The following is a 16,115-nucleotide window of genomic DNA, read 5'->3' on the forward strand; positions in this document are numbered from 1 at the left end:
AGCCTCCTCCTCCGCTAACGCTACGTGCGGGGTCTCACCTGTCTCGCTATTCCCACAGGAGTCGCCGCCTTGCACTCCAATCAATAGAACCTACTAATAATCACTATAAAGTAAGTCTTATTCAATTAGTCATAGGTTTTCCCTATAGAAAAAACAATATAGTACTAGATCTAGTGCATCATGTCTTAGTAATTAGCAAACTCTACTGGATTGTAGCGAAAGGGTGACGATTCCAGCGGGAACAGCACGAGCTGAAAGCCCCGCAGGAGCGTGAACGACGAGGAGATTGAAGCCATGCCGGCGGAAAGAGTCCGCCCTGCAGCGAAAATCCTATTGGTCACCTAAATAGAGCTTGCTACCGCGCAGTTTCCCTATTATGTGGAATTATATGAAACAGAGAGAAACATAAAAAAGCTCAATTCATGTATAATGAAAGAAGAGAATCAGTAGGGAAATTGTGAGGTAGTATAACATGCAGGAAAAACGACCGTTAGTCGAGGCATTAGAGAAATTTCATAGTCAAAGAAATATTTCTTTTCATGTACCTGGACATAAGAACGGACTTTTATCAAACTTGCCAAAAGCAATGCAAGAAACTATGCGGTATGACTTGACCGAGCTAAGTGGGTTAGATGACTATCATCATCCAGAAGAAGCAATTAAAGAAGCCGAACGACTACTTTCAGTTACATATGAAACACAGAAAAGCTTCTTTTTAGTAAATGGAACAACGGTAGGAAACTTGGCAATGATCTATGCTACTTGTCAGTTTGGAGAGCAAATTATTGTACAAAGAAATGCTCATAAGTCTATTTTTCACGCGATTGAATTAGTTGGTGCAGAGCCTATCTTTGTAACACCAGAATGGGATGAGCGAACGAAAACCGCCTCTTATGTTCCAATGGACGTAATTAATAAGGCAATACAACTGTATCCAATGGCTAGAGCTGTTGTACTCACCTATCCTAGCTATTATGGTGTTGCCTCTTCTGAATTAAAGGATATTATCGACTTGTGTCACACGAATAATATACCGGTATTGGTGGATGAAGCTCACGGGGCTCACTTCCAAGTTAATAAGCAATTTCCGAAGTCTGCATTAATGTATGGAGCAGACGTAGTTGTGCAATCTGCTCATAAAACATTACCAGCATTGACTATGGGTTCTTTTTTACATTTTAATTCGAAGTTAGTTGAGGAAAATGCCATAAATAAGTATTTAAGAATGCTACAATCTAGCAGTCCGTCCTATCTCATACTAGCTTCGCTGGATGATGCAAGAAGCTATGTGGAAAGATACAATGAGATTGATTATAAAAACTTCATGAATAGAAGAAAGTTATTTGTTCATGCATTGGAGACTATTCCTCATCTGCAGGTATTACAAGTAGACGACCCACTAAAACTGTTAATACGAGTTGACAATTATGCTGGTTTTCAAATACAAAAAGCTTTTGAAGCACAGAATATATATGTAGAATTAGCCGATACACATCAGGTATTATTAATTTTGCCTTTATTAAAAGGAGAGCATGAATATCCTTTTGCAGATATTAGAAAGCGTATAAAGCACGCAGTAGATGAATTACGAAAAGAAGTAGCAAATAGTCCAAGTGAAGGCCATCCAATTATTCAAAAGCCCCTTTCTACATTGCAAATGAGTGTAGGTGTATTAAGTGAAAAGCAAGGAGAATGGATTCCATATACGCGTTCTATCGGAAGAATAGCAAAAGCGATGGTAATTCCCTACCCACCAGGAATACCCTTAATAATACCAGGAGAGAAAATTACGGTCTCGATGCTCACGGAATTGGAAGAATGGTTAGAAAAAGGTGCGGTATTTCAAGGTGAACATCGACTAACGGAAAATTTAATATATGTAGTGGAGGATTAAGTGTGCAAAAAAGAGGGTATTTTATAACTAGTGAAGGTCCTGAGGGAGCCGGAAAAACTACAGTAATGAATTTACTGGGAGATAAATTAAACGAAGAAGGCTACGACGTTGTGATGACAAGAGAGCCTGGTGGAATTATGATTTCGGAAAAGATTAGAAACATAATTTTAGATAACGAGCATATAATGATGGAGAGTCGTACGGAAGCTTTACTATATGCGGCAGCCCGCAGACAGCATTTAGTTGAAAAGGTACAGCCTGCTATTGATGCAGGGAAGATAGTTATATGTGATCGTTTTATAGATAGTTCACTTGCTTACCAAGGCTTTGCAAGAGGCATCGGAGTACAAGAAATACTAGCTATCAATAAGTTTGCAATTGGTGATACAATGCCGGATAAAACGATTCTTTTCGATATTGAACCTAGTGTGGGACTTGCCAGAATCAATGCACATAAAAATCGTGAAAAAAATCGGTTAGATGCAGAAAGTTTAATGTTCCATGAAAAAGTTAGAGAAGGTTATTTATCGTTAGTTGATCAGTATCCAGAACGAATTGAAGTGATTGATGCTTCTCGCTCTGTGAAAACAGTTTTAGAAGATGTATATAAAGTAATAAAAAGCCAATTAGAAATAATTAGATAATTCATGTTATAATAAAAAGAAGAAAATACAAAAGGAGTGAGTATCGATGAAATTGATAGTAGCGGTAGTACAGGATCAGGATAGTAATCGATTATCCAATGCTTTAACAAAAGCAAAATTTAGAGCGACAAAGCTGGCAAGTACAGGTGGTTTTTTACGATCTGGAAACACTACCTTTTTAATCGGTACCGATGACTCATTAGTGGCTTCAGCTTTAGAATTGATTAGAGATAATTGTCGAGCACGAGAGCAAATGGTTGCACCTGTATCTCCAATGGGAGGAAATGCAGATTCATATATTCCCTACCCTGTAGAGGTTGAAGTTGGAGGAGCTACAGTATTTGTTCTACCGATTGAACAATTCCATCATTTTTAATAATGAGGGAAGGGGTAGAAAAGATTGAAGATAAATCAAGATTTACGAGTAGGATTAGATAAAGTAAGAAAAGACTCTATCCAGAATGGCCCACGATCTGCAAACTTTGGACAAATGGTTACTAAGCATGAACAAAGAATGCAAACAGAAACAATAACTAAACTGTTAGGAGATATTTCAACGGCAGGAGATCGTCTTGCACGATCAAGAAATTTACGTGATATGGCAAAGTTTAAAACGCTAATTCGAAAGTTTCTACAAGAAGCCGTAGATTTTGGAATGGGGTTAAAACAATCTCATACATGGAATCGTTTTGGTGAAGGTAGAAAGTTAAAGATTGTGGAAACAATTGATGAGAAATTAGTGGAACTAGCTGAAGAGATTTTAGACCAAGAGAAAAGCTCCATTGATCTTTTAGATAAAATCGGAGAAATAAAAGGTCTACTTATTAACCTTTACACGTAAACTCCCGTGTTTTCGCCAATCGCGAGACACGGGAGTTTTTAAGAGAGAAAAGAATTTATATATAATTGTTAATCTAGCATGTTAGTAGCCTCCTATCATTGTGGCTCTCTATTAATCAATTTTCGCCTGTGAAAAGCTAACGCGAAAAAACAAACTGCACATAGTTAAAAGGAATTGAATAAAAGAAGGTGACAACATGAACAACTGGTCGTTTGAAGCAGTAGATAAATTGCAACCAGTCGCTATAAAGCAAATACAATCACTTATTCAGAAAAAACGCGTAGGACATGCATATATCATAGAGGGTGCAAAAGGTACTGGAAAAGTAAAGGTGATGCAATTTTTTGTACAGCTCATATTATGTGAAAACCCTACACAAAATGTTCCATGTGAAACATGTCGAAGCTGTAAGAGATTAAAATCAAATAATCACCTAAACTTTAAAGAGCTTGAACCAGACGGACAATTTATAAAAAGAGGTCAAATAGATGATTTAATTCAAGAAATGAGTAAAACTGCAATTGAAACTGGTCGTAAAATATATGTTATCCATCATGCAGATCAATTGAATGCAAGTGCTGCAAATACATTATTAAAATTTTTAGAAGAGCCGCAAAGTGAAATAACGGCAATACTTTTAACTGATAGAATGCATGCATTAATACCAACTATTCGTTCTAGATGTCAGCATATAAGTCTAGCAGCCATGCCCCAATCCGTTCTGAAGCAAAGACTTGTGGAACAGGGAATAACTGATTCTATGGCTTCTACTGTTTGTCGAATGACAAATCAAGTGGAAGAAGCGATTGTCCTAGCAAAGGACGAGCACTTTGGACTTGCAAGGAAATCAGTGTTAAAATTAGTTGAAGCAAGTGGAAAAAGTGTTCAGGATGCATTGATGTGTATTCATGAAGATTTTGGGCCATTGCTTAAAGAAAAGGAACAAGCAGAGCAAGCATTAGATTTACTACTATTCGCTTATCGTGATATAGTAGCTATAAAAGCAAGTAACGTCGCAGTCTGTACTTATCCGGATATGATCCCTTATTGGAATCAAGTTGCCCTACATACAACGTATGAGCAATTATCCAAGCAATTAGAAATAATTTTACATGCAAAACAAAATTTGCATAAGAACATGAACCGGACACTGATGATGGAGCAGTTAATGCTGAACTTGCAGGAGGTATTTACTTTTGTATAAAGTTGTAGGAGTTCGCTTTAAAAAAGCGGGTAAAATATATTATTTTGATCCAGTAGATTTTGCACTAGAGAAAGACGACTATGTGATTGTAGAAACTGCTAGGGGAGTCGAGTACGGTAAGGTTGTCGTACCGATTAAGCAAGTAGGAGAGCATGATGTTGTACTTCCTTTAAAACAGGTAGTAAGACCTTCTACGGAAAAGGATCGTATTCAAGTAGAAGAAAATCGTTTAGAATCTGTACAAGCTTTGGCTTTAGGAACAGAGAAAATTCTAGAAAGAGCTTTAGAGATGAAACTTGTGGATGTTGAATATACATTTGACAGAAACAAAATTATTTTTTATTTTACTGCGGAAGGTCGAGTAGATTTTCGTGATTTAGTAAAGGATTTAGCATCTGTATTTAGAACTCGCATTGAACTTCGACAAATCGGGGTTCGTGATGAAGCGAAAATGCTAGGGGGCATTGGTCCATGTGGGCGCATGCTTTGCTGTTCTACATTTTTAGGTGATTTTGAACCAGTATCTATTAAAATGGCAAAAGATCAAAACTTATCGTTGAACCCATCGAAAATATCTGGGCTATGCGGACGTTTAATGTGTTGTTTAAAGTATGAAAATGATGAGTACGAAGAAGCAAGAGAACAAATGCCAGATATTGGCGATAGAATTGAAACGCCAGACGGTTTTGGAAGAGTAGTAAGTATGAATATTTTAGAGCGAGTTTTGCGTATTGAGTTAAATGATCCCCAAAGAGTATTAGATTACACGTTAGAAGAAATTATTAGCCATGCGGAAAATCCGGTAGAATGGTCGAGGCAATGAGGTGAATGTGTGATGGACCGAAATTTTTTAGATACAATTATAGAATTTGAAAAACAACTAGAGTCCACGCAGCTGCAATTTCGAGCTTTAAAAGAATTTGTGGCGATAATGGTAGAAGAACAACAAACGCTACAACAAGAGAACAACCATTTAAGGCAGAGACTCGATGAAATGCATGAAAAAGAAGTATTAAATGAGAAAGCTCGAGAAGAAAGATTAAACAAGGCAGACATTGGAGAAGGTCATGACAATTTAGCACGACTTTATCAAGAAGGCTATCATGTTTGTCATGTTCATTTTGGAAGCTCTCGTAAAGAAGAAGATTGTCTATTTTGCTTATCATTTTAAATAAACAAAACGTATGATCAATTGACTGATGCCACTCCAAAAGAGGGTGTCAGTCTTTTATTTTGAGGTAAGAAAGTATAAACTTTTTTACTTAGTATCAATCTAGCTCAAGTGCCCTACCCCTCGGGGGGAAATAGGCGCTTTTGCTTTTCTAATGCTTGGAGGAATTAATGATGGAACAATGGTTAAAGGATGACGAACGGCTCGATTATTTATTGGCAGAGGAATTGCGAATTATTCAAAGTCCTTCTGTTTTCTCATTCTCATTGGATGCTGTTTTATTAGCAAGGTTTACATATGTCCCGATTAAAAGAGGAAAAGTTGTAGATTTATGCACGGGAAATGGAGCAATTCCATTATTTTTAAGCGCACGTACGAAAGCAGAAATAATAGGGATTGAATTGCAAGAAAGGCTTGCAGATATGGCCACAAGAAGTGTTGCATACAACAAACTTTCAGAACAAATTACGATTAAGCAAGGCGATGTAAAAGGTATTGCCACACAAATTGGATCGGAAAAATACGATGTTGTTACTTGTAATCCACCTTATTTTCCAGCTCATGAAGCGAGTGAACGGAATTTAAAAGAACATTTAGCGATTGCTAGGCACGAGATTCATCTGACGCTAGAGGAAGCAGTCATTTCTGCAAGTGAATTGTTAAAGCAAGGTGGAAAAGCAGCATTTGTTCATCGACCTGGAAGATTACTTGATATTGTAACAGCGATGAGAGCTAATCGATTAGAGCCTAAGCGTATTCGTTTTGTCTATCCAAAAGAAGGAAAAGAAGCAAATACACTATTAATAGAAGCAATAAAAGATGGGAAGCCAGATTTAAAAATTTTACCTCCTTTATATGTATACGGAGCAGACGGGCAATATACAGAAGAAGTAAGAGAGATGTTATATGGAAAAGAATGAAAAAATCCATACATTTTATGTTTTGGAATGTAGTGATAGTTCCTATTATGCAGGTTATACGAATGATTTAACCAAAAGAGTTAAGGTGCATAATGAGGGAAAAGGAGCAAAATATACACGAGCAAAACGCCCAGTAGTCTGTATATATCATGAAACGTTTGACACGAAAAGTGAGGCATTGCAGGCAGAATATGCTTTTAAACAATTATCGAGGAAGCAAAAGACTCATTATATGGGAGGACCAAAAAATGATGAAATCTCAGAAATCGACGGAGTATGAACAAAGTAGCTGCTTATACTTAGTTGCAACGCCTATCGGCAATCTAGAGGATATGACGATGCGTGCTATTCGCATATTAAAAGAAGTAGATATGATAGCAGCAGAAGATACACGTAACACGAAAAAACTTTGTAATTATTTTGAGATATCGACGCCACTAATGAGTTATCATGACCACAATCAGCAAGCTGGAGGAGAAAAGATTTTAAATCTATTAAGACAGGGAAAACGTATAGCGTTAGTAAGTGATGCTGGACTTCCTTGCATTTCAGATCCTGGAGCAGATATTGCAGCAAAAGCTGTCAGTGAAGGATTTGCTGTCGTGCCGATCCCAGGGGCAAATGCTGCACTAAGTGCGTTAATCGCATCCGGATTATCAACACAACCTTTTTTCTTTTATGGATTTTTAAGTAGAAATAAAAAAGAAAGAAAAGCAGAAATCACGCAGCTTCAAAAAAGACAGGAGACGATTATTTTATACGAATCTCCACATCGGTTAAAGGAATCGTTAAAAGATATACAAGCAATTATGGAAGGCACTCGTCAAATTGTATTAGCGAGAGAGCTAACAAAAAAGTTTGAAGAGTTTTTAAGAGGAACAATTGATGATGCGGTAAGTTGGGTAGAGCAAAATGAAATTCGTGGTGAATTTTGTATCGTATTAAATGGTAGTGATGGAGCATTGGATGAAATAGAAACTGCATGGTGGGAGAAGCTAAGTATAGAAGAACACGTGAACAGTATTATAGAAGAAAAACAATGTACTACAAAAGAGGCTATTAAAGAAGTAGCAATCCAAAGAGGTTTACCAAAAAGAGAGGTTTATCAAAACTATCATGTAGAATAATTAAAAACATCCATATTCTAACAAAGAATACGGATGTTTTATTTATTTTAAGTTATTTTGAATCTCTTTAATTAGTAATTCTGCACCTTCTGGGCTTAGAATTAATTTACCGCCAACAAGACGAAGGTTGTCATCTGACACTTCACCAGTTACAGCGCAAGTCATGTTTGGCATATATTTTTTTAAGATAATTTTGTCATCATCTACATAAATTTCTAATGCATCCTTTTCTGCAATACCTAATGTACGACGAAGTTCAATCGGAATAACTACGCGTCCTAATTCATCAACTTTACGAACAATACCTGTAGATTTCATTATAAATTTTCTCCTCTCAAGAGTACAAATTTTTCGTCAATATTCGACATAAATCTCTTTCATACATAATATCATACCAAGTAATACCATTTTCGTCAATAATTAAATTAACAAAATACTTGCGTTATATGGTAAAAATATGATTATTTAATTTATTAATAGATAAATATTTGATTAATAAAATAAAAATAGTTATTATTTGAAATATTAACTGTTTTATTTAATAAATTAATCAGCTAAGTACTATTGAATAAATATGCTTTAGATTTATTAATTATTTGAAACAAATACGCCGTTTAGATAGAATAGAATATAAAGTAGATTTTCGCATTGGAGGCATTTTTCATTGAAAGATCAACAAAAAACATTTTACTTAACAACGCCTATTTACTATCCAAGTGGCAAGTTTCATATTGGTACTGCGTACACAACAGTAGCATCCGATGCAATGGCACGTTACAAAAGACTAAGAGGCTATGATGTCAGATTCCTTACAGGAATGGATGAGCATGGTCAAAAAATTCAAGAAAAAGCTCAAGAAGCTGGAATGGAGCCGCAAGCATATGTAAATGAAATTGCAGAAGCAGCAAAAAAAGTGTGGGCTTTAATGGACATTTCATATGATGATTTCATTCAGACGACGGAAGAACGTCATACCAAAACGGTAGAAAAAATATTTCAACGTTTCTTGGACAATGGGGATATTTATAAGGGTGAATACGAAGGTTGGTATTGTACGCCTTGTGAGTCATTCTTTACAGAAAGCCAGTTAGTAGATGGCAACTGTCCGGACTGTGGCAGACCTGTTCATAAAGTAAAAGAAGAGTCATATTTCTTTAATATGAAGAAATACGCAGATCGTCTTTTGACTTATTATGAAAAGAATTTAGAGTTTATTGAACCAGAGTCTCGAAAAAATGAAATGATTAATAACTTCATTAAGCCTGGTTTAGAAGATTTATCTGTTTCCAGAACATCATTCGATTGGGGAATACGAGTACCAGGAGATCCAAAGCATGTAATATACGTATGGGTAGATGCCTTAACGAATTATATTACTTCTCTTGGTTATTTATCGGACGATGATTCGTTATTTAAAAAGTATTGGCCGGCAGATGTACATGTGGTAGGGAAAGATATTGTAAGGTTCCATACAATTTACTGGCCAATTTTCTTAATGGCATTAGATTTACCACTACCTAAAAAGGTATTTGCACATGGATTTATCATGATGAAAGACGGCAAAATGTCTAAATCTAAAGGAAATGTCGTTTATCCAGAAATGTTAGTCGAACGTTACGGTTTAGATGCAACACGTTATTTCTTGTTGCGTGAGCTTCCATTTGGACAAGATGGGGTGTTTTCACCTGAATCGTTTGTGGAACGCACAAACTTCGACTTAGCGAATGACTTAGGTAATTTGTTAAATAGGTCAGTTTCCATGATCAATAAATACTTCGACGGAAAAATTCCAGCAGCTCTAAGTGAGCCTACAGAATTTGATGCAGCTCTTCAGGAATTCGCTAAAGAAACAATTGAAAAGTACGAAGAGAGCATGGAGAAGATGCAATTTAGTATTGTATTGAGTGAATTATGGGCTTTTATCTCTCGTACTAATAAATACATTGATGAAACACAACCATGGGTACTTGCAAAAGATGAGGCACTTCGCGGTCAGTTGGCAGCTGTAATGACGAACTTAGCAGAAAGTTTACGTCAAATAGCAATATTAATCCAACCATTTATGACGAACAGTCCTAAAGAAATCATAAAACAGCTTGGATTGACAGAAGAATATTTGGAGTGGGATAAGCTTGGAAACTTCCACGAAATTGGAGATGGAATAGAAGTAATTCAAACGGGAGTGCCAATATTCCCCCGTTTAGATGTTGATGTGGAAGTAGCTTATATTCGCGATCAAATGCGCGGGTCTGTGCAAACACCACAGGAAGAAGTGGTAGAGGAAGTTCAATCGGAAGAGATTTCAATTGATGATTTCTTTAAAGTTGATTTGCGAGTTGCTACGGTTATAGAATGCGAACAAATTCCAAAGGCAGATAAACTATTGAAGCTACAATTGGATATGGGTTATGAAAAACGTCAAGTTGTTTCAGGAATAGCGAAACACTATAAGCCAGAAGATCTTGTTGGCAAGAAAGTAATTGTAGTAGCTAACTTAAAACCAGTAAAACTTAGAGGAGAACTTTCTCAAGGGATGATTCTTGCTGGCGAAAAAGATGGTTTCTTAACACTAGCAACAGTAGATGAAAAACTTGAAAATGGCGCACAAGTGAAATAATTGTTTAAAATAGACCTGTTGCTGAAAAAGTGACAGGTCTTATTTAACTTCGTATCATTTTAACTGAATTAGAAAATCATTTATTATAGATAAAACGGCTCTGATTCCGAGGGCATTTGGACGAGCTTCCCTTAATAAGCTAAATAATTTTCGTTGAATACTATTTGAAAATACTATTTCGCCTAATATTCATGGTAATAAAGGAGGAAAATGGAATGTTTATAGACACACATGTGCACTTAAACGCCGATCAATATGATGAAGATTTACAAGAAGTAATTGATCGTGCACTGGAAGCAAACGTAAAGAAAATGGTTGTTGTTGGATTTGATCGTAAAACAATCGAACGAGCAATGAAGCTGGTGGAACAATATACATTCATTTATGCGGTAGTTGGTTGGCATCCTGTAGACGCAATCGATTGCACAGATGAGGATCTACAATGGATAGAAGAGCTTGCTGCGCATGAAAAAGTAGTAGGAATCGGTGAAACAGGATTGGATTATTACTGGGATAAATCACCAAAAGAAATTCAACAAACATTATTCCGAAAACAAATTCGCTTAGCTCAAAAGGTAAATTTACCGATTATCATTCATAATCGAGATGCAACGGAAGATGTTGTACGTATTTTAAAAGAAGAAGATGCCTATTTAACTGGCGGAATTATGCATTGTTTTGGAGGAAGTGTCGAAACAGCGAGACAATGTATCGACATGAAATTCAAAATTTCACTGGGAGGTCCAGTAACTTTTAAAAATGCTAAAAAGCCTAAGGAAGTAGCTACGGAAATTCCTTTAGAACATCTATTGATTGAAACGGATGCACCATATTTGGCACCCCATCCTCATCGAGGAAAAAGAAATGAGCCTGCACTTGTAACTTTAGTTGCGGAAGAAATCGCAAGGTTAAAAGGGCTTCCAATTGAACAAGTAGCAGAAGCAACAACGAATAATGCAGAACAATTTTTCCGCATTACAGATGAAAGTAGGTAAACATTACCACAAACTTAACACAGCGGGTTTTCGTCATGTTTGAATAGTACAATAAAATATAAAAAGTTGACAAGATGACGAGTACTCTATATAATCACTCGAGTGAACAAGGAGGCGTTTTTCATGTCAAATAATTCCATGAAAAACCTGTTCTTTCATTCATTGAGGAGCAAGCAAACACTAGTAACTATTGCATCTTTACTATTGTTTCTTGCAGTGGTTTCTTTCGTATTATTCGAAGGAACAAAGAAAACTGTTGCTTTAACAGTCAACGGTGAACAACAAGAGATTTTAACACATGCAAATACAGTCGAAGAACTACTAAAACAACATAACATAGTAGTTGCAAACGAAGACTTTTTAAAACCCTCATTGAACACTTCAATCAAAAATAATATAGCGATTGAGTGGGAGCAGGCTAGACAAATAGAAATTACAGTAGATGGAGAAATTCAAACAATCAACACTACTGAACATTTAGTTTCAGAAATACTCGCAAAAGCAGATGTTCCAATAAACGAACATGATGCTATAACACCTGCTGCGGATGCAGAGGTTGGACCGAATAACAAAATTGCAGTTGAAAAAGCGTTTGAAGTCACGCTTTTAGATGGTAATGAAGAGAAGAAGGTATGGTCCACTTCGACTACGGTCGCTGACTTTTTAAAACAACATAACATTCAATTGAATGAATTCGACCGAGTAGAACGGCAAATGGATGAGAAGGTCATTCCAGATTCCGTTATAAAAGTGGTGCGAGTAGAAAAGGTCACCGATGTAGTTGAGGAAGCTACAAATTTTGCAGTAGAAACGAAAAAAGATGACTCGCTATTAAAAGGGAAAGAAAAAGTAGTGCAAGCAGGCGAAAAAGGAACTGTTTCACGTACATATGATGTGATAAAAGAAAACGGGGTAGAAGTATCTCGTAATGTTATCAGTGAAAAAGTGACTAAAGAGCCTACGAAAAAAGTAGTTGCAGTTGGAACAAAAGTAGTGACTGCTAGTGTATCTCGTGGGGCTTCGGATACTAGTGACGGCAAAGAGTTCTATGTAACAGCAACCGCTTATACCGCTTATTGCAATGGTTGCTCTGGTGTTACTACAACTGGGATTAATCTAAAATCTAATCCAGATGTGAAAGTAGTTGCCGTAGATCCTAAAGTAATTCCACTAGGCTCTAAAGTGTGGGTAGAAGGCTATGGCTATGCGGTAGCTGGCGACACTGGTGGTGCCATAAAAGGAAACAAAATTGACTTATTTATGCCTTCCAAATCCAAAGCATATAATTTTGGACGCAAGAAGGTACGTGTAAAAGTGCTTAATTGATGTTGTATAGCTTCCCTTTCGTTGTTAGGGGAAGCTTTTTTGCGTTATGATAAGGAGTAATAAAGTAGAAAAGAGGAAGTACCTTTGCGAATAAAAGAAGTAATTGTTGTAGAAGGTAAGGATGATACAACTGCTGTTAAGCGTGCTGTCGAAGCAGATACGATAGAAACGAACGGATCCGCTATTTCTAAAGAGACATTGATGAAAATCCAGCATGCACAAGACAAAAGAGGGGTTATCGTATTTACAGATCCGGATTACCCTGGAAGAAGGATCCGTGCCATTATTGAAGAGCATGTTCCTAATGTGAAGCATGCGTTTTTAACGAAAGAAAAGACCGTTGCCAAAAACGGAAAAGGACTAGGAATCGAACATGCAAAAGATGAAGATATCCGACTTGCTCTTGCAAGTGTTTACACACCTAAGACTGATACGGATGTAACAGAGGATATCCCTTTAAATATGCTGGTAGAAGGAAAGTTGATTGGCTTTCCAAACTCCAAAGAACGAAGAACAAGACTCGGAGAGCAATTGAAAATTGGGTACACAAATGGGAAACAATTACAAAAGCGACTTTCCGTTTTTCAAATTAGCAAAGAGCAGCTAGCAGAAGCAATTTTACAACTGGATATGGAGGACAAATAATTTATGCAAAAAGATATAGCTACCCCGGTTCGCACACAAGAGATACTAAAAAATATGGTTTTTCATTTAAAAAGAGTTTAGGACAAAATTTTTTAATCGATCCGAATATTCTACGGAATATCGTAGCTCATGCTGAACTTACTAAAGATTCTGCAGCGATAGAAATTGGACCAGGAATTGGTGCTTTAACAGAGCATTTAGCAAGAGCTGCAGGAAAAGTAGTCGCTTTTGAAATTGACCAACGACTATTGCCAGTATTAGCAGATACACTATCCCCATACGATAATGTAGAAATTGTCCATTCTGATATATTAGAAGCAGATGTAAAACAAATGTTTGCAGACAAGCTGGAGAATTATAAAGATGTCATGGTAGTTGCAAATTTACCTTACTATGTAACTACACCTATCTTGTTAAAATTGTTAATGGACCGTCTTCCTATCCGAGGAATGGTTGTCATGATGCAAAAAGAAGTAGCAGACCGGATCACTGCGAAACCTGGAACAAAAGCGTACGGGTCTCTTTCTATAGCCATTCAATACTACATGAAAGCAGAAGTGGCTATGATCGTACCGAAAGCGGTTTTTATGCCTCAACCTAATGTGGAATCGGCGGTTATCAAGCTAACACGACATGAAGAACCACCAGTACATGTAATCGATGAAGACTTTTTGTTTCAAGTATCAAGGGGATCATTTGTCCAACGCAGAAAAACGATTATCAATAATCTGCAATCCTCCTTGCCAAATGGTAAACAGAAGAAAGACTTAATTCTACAATCTTTAGAAAAAGTAGGTATTAATCCGACTAGAAGAGGGGAAACTTTAACTATTGAAGAATTTGGACGTTTAGCGGATGAGTTATATCCTCATTTTCATTAATCCTACTTGTTACAATATTAGTAATGTTTATAAACAAAAGTAGTCATTGAATAGAAATAAAAACGTTGACAAAGGGTACCTCTGGTTGTTAAAATATTTTGTTTGACAAAAAAATAAATACATGATATAGTAATATTCAGTGAGGTGTAAGCGGAATGCCAAAAACTTTAGCTGATATTAAGAAGTCATTAGATCATCATTTAGGCAAGCGTTTGCAATTAAAAGCAAACGGGGGACGTAAGAAAACAATCGAACGAGCTGGTGTATTAAGAGAAACTTATCACGCCGTATTCGTTATCGACTTGGATCAAGATGAAAATTCTTTTGAACGTGTATCTTATAGTTATGCAGACATTTTGACAGAAGCAGTAGAAATCACTATTTTTGATGAAGCAAATAATTTAATCGTTGTAAAATGAGTAACTAGAACTTTTACATTTTATATTAGAAAAAGCTCTTTCTCTGTTCTTAGGAATGGAAAAAGAGTTTTTTCTGTTTTATGGGGCATACTAAAAAGGCTAGTTGTTAAAAAGGAGGATTCACCACATGGCTAGAAAAGGTATTATGTCTAATGAATTAAAAGAAGAGATAGCAAAAGATCTTGGATTTTATGACGTTGTCAAAACCGAGGGCTGGGGTGGAATAAAATCACGTGATGCAGGTAATATGGTGAAAAGAGCAATTGAAATGGCTGAACAACAAATGAAATCACCAAAGTAAGCGAGATTCTCAAAAACAGAGCAATTAGCAACTAGAAGGGGCAGAGAAATCTGCCTTTTCTTTTTTAAGTCGTCACAATGTGGCTTACTTAGGATGCTTTACGAAGCAGTCAGACAGTCGTTGTGATCTTAGAGTGTATCGTGCTAACATAGGCGCTTCCGCTTTTCTTATGTACTATGGTAAAATAGGGAACAATATATGTTGGAAAAGGAGCAGATGGGATGTACTATGTAAAAGCACCTGCCAAAATAAACCTAACCCTTGATGTACTACATAAACGTCCAGACGGGTATCATGAAGTTGAAATGATAATGACGACAGTTGATTTAGCAGACCGTATTGGATTGGAAGTAAGAGAAGATGGAGCTATACATATAATATCGGTCGATCGTTTTGTTCCAAATGATCATCGCAATTTAGCATATCAGGCTGCGAAGATATTAAAAGAAATGTACAATGTGAAGCTTGGTGTATCGATAAAAATCGAAAAGAATATTCCTGTTGCGGCTGGACTAGCTGGTGGAAGTAGTGATGCCGCTGCCACATTAAGAGGATTAAATACGATATGGAATTTAGGGCTTACATTGGACGAGCTTGCTCAGGTAGCTACTAAAATCGGTTCAGATGTTGCCTTTTGTGTTTACGGTGGAACAGCACTTGCAACTGGAAGAGGCGAAAAAATTCAAAAGTTACCGCCTCCTGTAAATTGCTGGGTCATTCTAGCAAAGCCAACACTTGGAGTTTCAACTGCCGATATTTATGGGAATTTAAAAATAAATGACATAACACATCCAAATACAGAACAAATGATTCAAGCGATCAAGAAAAAAGATTTTGAATTGATGTGTGCATCGGTAGGAAATGTATTAGAAGATGTCACATTGAAACTATATCCAGAAGTAGCAGTATTAAAAGAGCAGATGCAAAAGTTTGGTGCAGATGCCGTATTGATGAGTGGTAGTGGTCCAACCGTATTCGGGCTAGTAAATCAGGAATCGAGAGTACAAAGAGTATATAACGGACTTCGTGGTTTTTGTGATGAAGTATACGCTGTTCGATTAATTGGAGACAGAGACGCACTTGCTTAAATACGGATGTTTGTGTTAAGTTTTTTATAAAATATTCGTATT

The 16,115-nt window shown here is 36.6% G+C and carries 17 protein-coding genes and 2 pseudogenes; 18 read left to right on the forward strand and 1 reads right to left on the reverse strand.

All coding sequences use genetic code 11. The features are described 5' to 3' along the window. Nucleotides 1-472: 472 nt before the first annotated feature. The 10 genes and pseudogenes from OR571_RS00450 (at nucleotide 473) to rsmI (ending at nucleotide 7,801) form a co-directional block, all read left to right on the forward strand. Nucleotides 473-1,894 carry an aminotransferase class I/II-fold pyridoxal phosphate-dependent enzyme gene (locus OR571_RS00450; RefSeq protein WP_282240936.1) on the forward strand — a complete coding sequence of 474 codons (1,422 nt, stop codon included), beginning with the start codon at nucleotides 473-475 and terminating at the stop codon, nucleotides 1,892-1,894. Between the two features lie 2 nt (nucleotides 1,895-1,896). After that, nucleotides 1,897-2,538 carry a dTMP kinase gene (gene tmk / locus OR571_RS00455; protein WP_282240937.1) on the forward strand — a complete coding sequence of 214 codons (642 nt, stop codon included), beginning with the start codon at nucleotides 1,897-1,899 and terminating at the stop codon, nucleotides 2,536-2,538. Between the two features lie 46 nt (nucleotides 2,539-2,584). Then, nucleotides 2,585-2,914 (forward strand): cyclic-di-AMP receptor, encoded by a 330-nt coding sequence (locus tag OR571_RS00460; RefSeq protein ID WP_093276576.1) that lies wholly within the window; start codon nucleotides 2,585-2,587, stop codon nucleotides 2,912-2,914. 24 nt (nucleotides 2,915-2,938) lie between these two features. After that, nucleotides 2,939-3,379: a YaaR family protein gene (locus OR571_RS00465; RefSeq protein WP_282240938.1), complete on the forward strand. Its 441-nt coding sequence runs from the start codon at nucleotides 2,939-2,941 to the stop codon at nucleotides 3,377-3,379. Between the two features lie 196 nt (nucleotides 3,380-3,575). After that, nucleotides 3,576-4,583 (forward strand): DNA polymerase III subunit delta', encoded by a 1,008-nt coding sequence (holB, locus tag OR571_RS00470; RefSeq protein WP_282240939.1) that lies wholly within the window; start codon nucleotides 3,576-3,578, stop codon nucleotides 4,581-4,583. Beyond that, on the forward strand, nucleotides 4,576-5,406 hold the full coding sequence (locus tag OR571_RS00475) for a PSP1 domain-containing protein (protein ID WP_142540901.1): 831 nt from the start codon (nucleotides 4,576-4,578) through the stop codon (nucleotides 5,404-5,406). The genes holB and OR571_RS00475 overlap by 8 nt, the downstream gene beginning before the upstream one ends. Nucleotides 5,407-5,415: 9 nt before the next feature. After that, nucleotides 5,416-5,771, forward strand: a pseudogene (yabA, locus tag OR571_RS00480) (DNA replication initiation control protein YabA). Between the two features lie 156 nt (nucleotides 5,772-5,927). Continuing rightward, nucleotides 5,928-6,674: a tRNA1(Val) (adenine(37)-N6)-methyltransferase gene (locus tag OR571_RS00485; protein ID WP_282240941.1), complete on the forward strand. Its 747-nt coding sequence runs from the start codon at nucleotides 5,928-5,930 to the stop codon at nucleotides 6,672-6,674. Then, nucleotides 6,661-6,954: a GIY-YIG nuclease family protein gene (locus OR571_RS00490; protein WP_282240942.1), complete on the forward strand. Its 294-nt coding sequence runs from the start codon at nucleotides 6,661-6,663 to the stop codon at nucleotides 6,952-6,954. The genes OR571_RS00485 and OR571_RS00490 overlap by 14 nt, the downstream gene beginning before the upstream one ends. Continuing rightward, nucleotides 6,926-7,801, forward strand: coding sequence for a 16S rRNA (cytidine(1402)-2'-O)-methyltransferase (rsmI, locus tag OR571_RS00495; RefSeq protein ID WP_282240974.1), 876 nt, complete (start codon nucleotides 6,926-6,928; stop codon nucleotides 7,799-7,801). The genes OR571_RS00490 and rsmI overlap by 29 nt, the downstream gene beginning before the upstream one ends. A gap of 42 nt (nucleotides 7,802-7,843) precedes the next feature. Here the strand turns inward: rsmI and OR571_RS00500 are convergent, their stop codons facing one another. Then, entirely contained in the window at nucleotides 7,844-8,119 is a 276-nt protein-coding gene (locus OR571_RS00500; protein ID WP_142540905.1) for an AbrB/MazE/SpoVT family DNA-binding domain-containing protein, read from the reverse strand. A 346-nt stretch (nucleotides 8,120-8,465) separates the two neighbouring features. Here OR571_RS00500 and metG point away from each other — a divergent pair, with 346 nt between their 5' ends. The 8 genes and pseudogenes from metG (at nucleotide 8,466) to ispE (ending at nucleotide 16,073) form a co-directional block, all read left to right on the forward strand. Beyond that, nucleotides 8,466-10,418, forward strand: coding sequence for a methionine--tRNA ligase (metG, locus tag OR571_RS00505; RefSeq protein WP_282240943.1), 1,953 nt, complete (start codon nucleotides 8,466-8,468; stop codon nucleotides 10,416-10,418). Nucleotides 10,419-10,633: 215 nt separating this feature from the next. Then, complete coding sequence (locus tag OR571_RS00510) at nucleotides 10,634-11,413, forward strand: TatD family hydrolase (RefSeq protein WP_282240944.1); 780 nt, start codon at nucleotides 10,634-10,636, stop codon at nucleotides 11,411-11,413. A gap of 123 nt (nucleotides 11,414-11,536) precedes the next feature. Continuing rightward, nucleotides 11,537-12,739, forward strand: coding sequence for a G5 and 3D domain-containing protein (locus tag OR571_RS00515; RefSeq protein WP_282240945.1), 1,203 nt, complete (start codon nucleotides 11,537-11,539; stop codon nucleotides 12,737-12,739). A gap of 84 nt (nucleotides 12,740-12,823) precedes the next feature. Further along, a complete protein-coding gene (rnmV, locus tag OR571_RS00520; RefSeq protein WP_282240946.1) occupies nucleotides 12,824-13,384 on the forward strand; it encodes a ribonuclease M5 in 561 nt (186 codons plus the stop codon). A gap of 3 nt (nucleotides 13,385-13,387) precedes the next feature. Next, nucleotides 13,388-14,265, forward strand: a pseudogene (gene rsmA, locus OR571_RS00525) (16S rRNA (adenine(1518)-N(6)/adenine(1519)-N(6))-dimethyltransferase RsmA). Between the two features lie 155 nt (nucleotides 14,266-14,420). Then, nucleotides 14,421-14,684, forward strand: a complete 264-nt coding sequence (veg, locus tag OR571_RS00530; RefSeq protein ID WP_053591096.1) for a biofilm formation stimulator Veg — start codon at nucleotides 14,421-14,423, stop codon at nucleotides 14,682-14,684. A 127-nt stretch (nucleotides 14,685-14,811) separates the two neighbouring features. Next, on the forward strand, nucleotides 14,812-14,985 hold the full coding sequence (locus OR571_RS00535; protein ID WP_093276510.1) for a small, acid-soluble spore protein, alpha/beta type: 174 nt from the start codon (nucleotides 14,812-14,814) through the stop codon (nucleotides 14,983-14,985). A gap of 221 nt (nucleotides 14,986-15,206) precedes the next feature. Further along, nucleotides 15,207-16,073 (forward strand): 4-(cytidine 5'-diphospho)-2-C-methyl-D-erythritol kinase, encoded by an 867-nt coding sequence (gene ispE, locus OR571_RS00540; RefSeq protein WP_282240947.1) that lies wholly within the window; start codon nucleotides 15,207-15,209, stop codon nucleotides 16,071-16,073. The last annotated feature ends 42 nt before the right edge of the window (nucleotides 16,074-16,115 follow it).

This window comes from Psychrobacillus sp. NEAU-3TGS (genome assembly GCF_029955155.1).
Classification (GTDB): Bacteria; Bacillota; Bacilli; order Bacillales_A; family Planococcaceae; genus Psychrobacillus.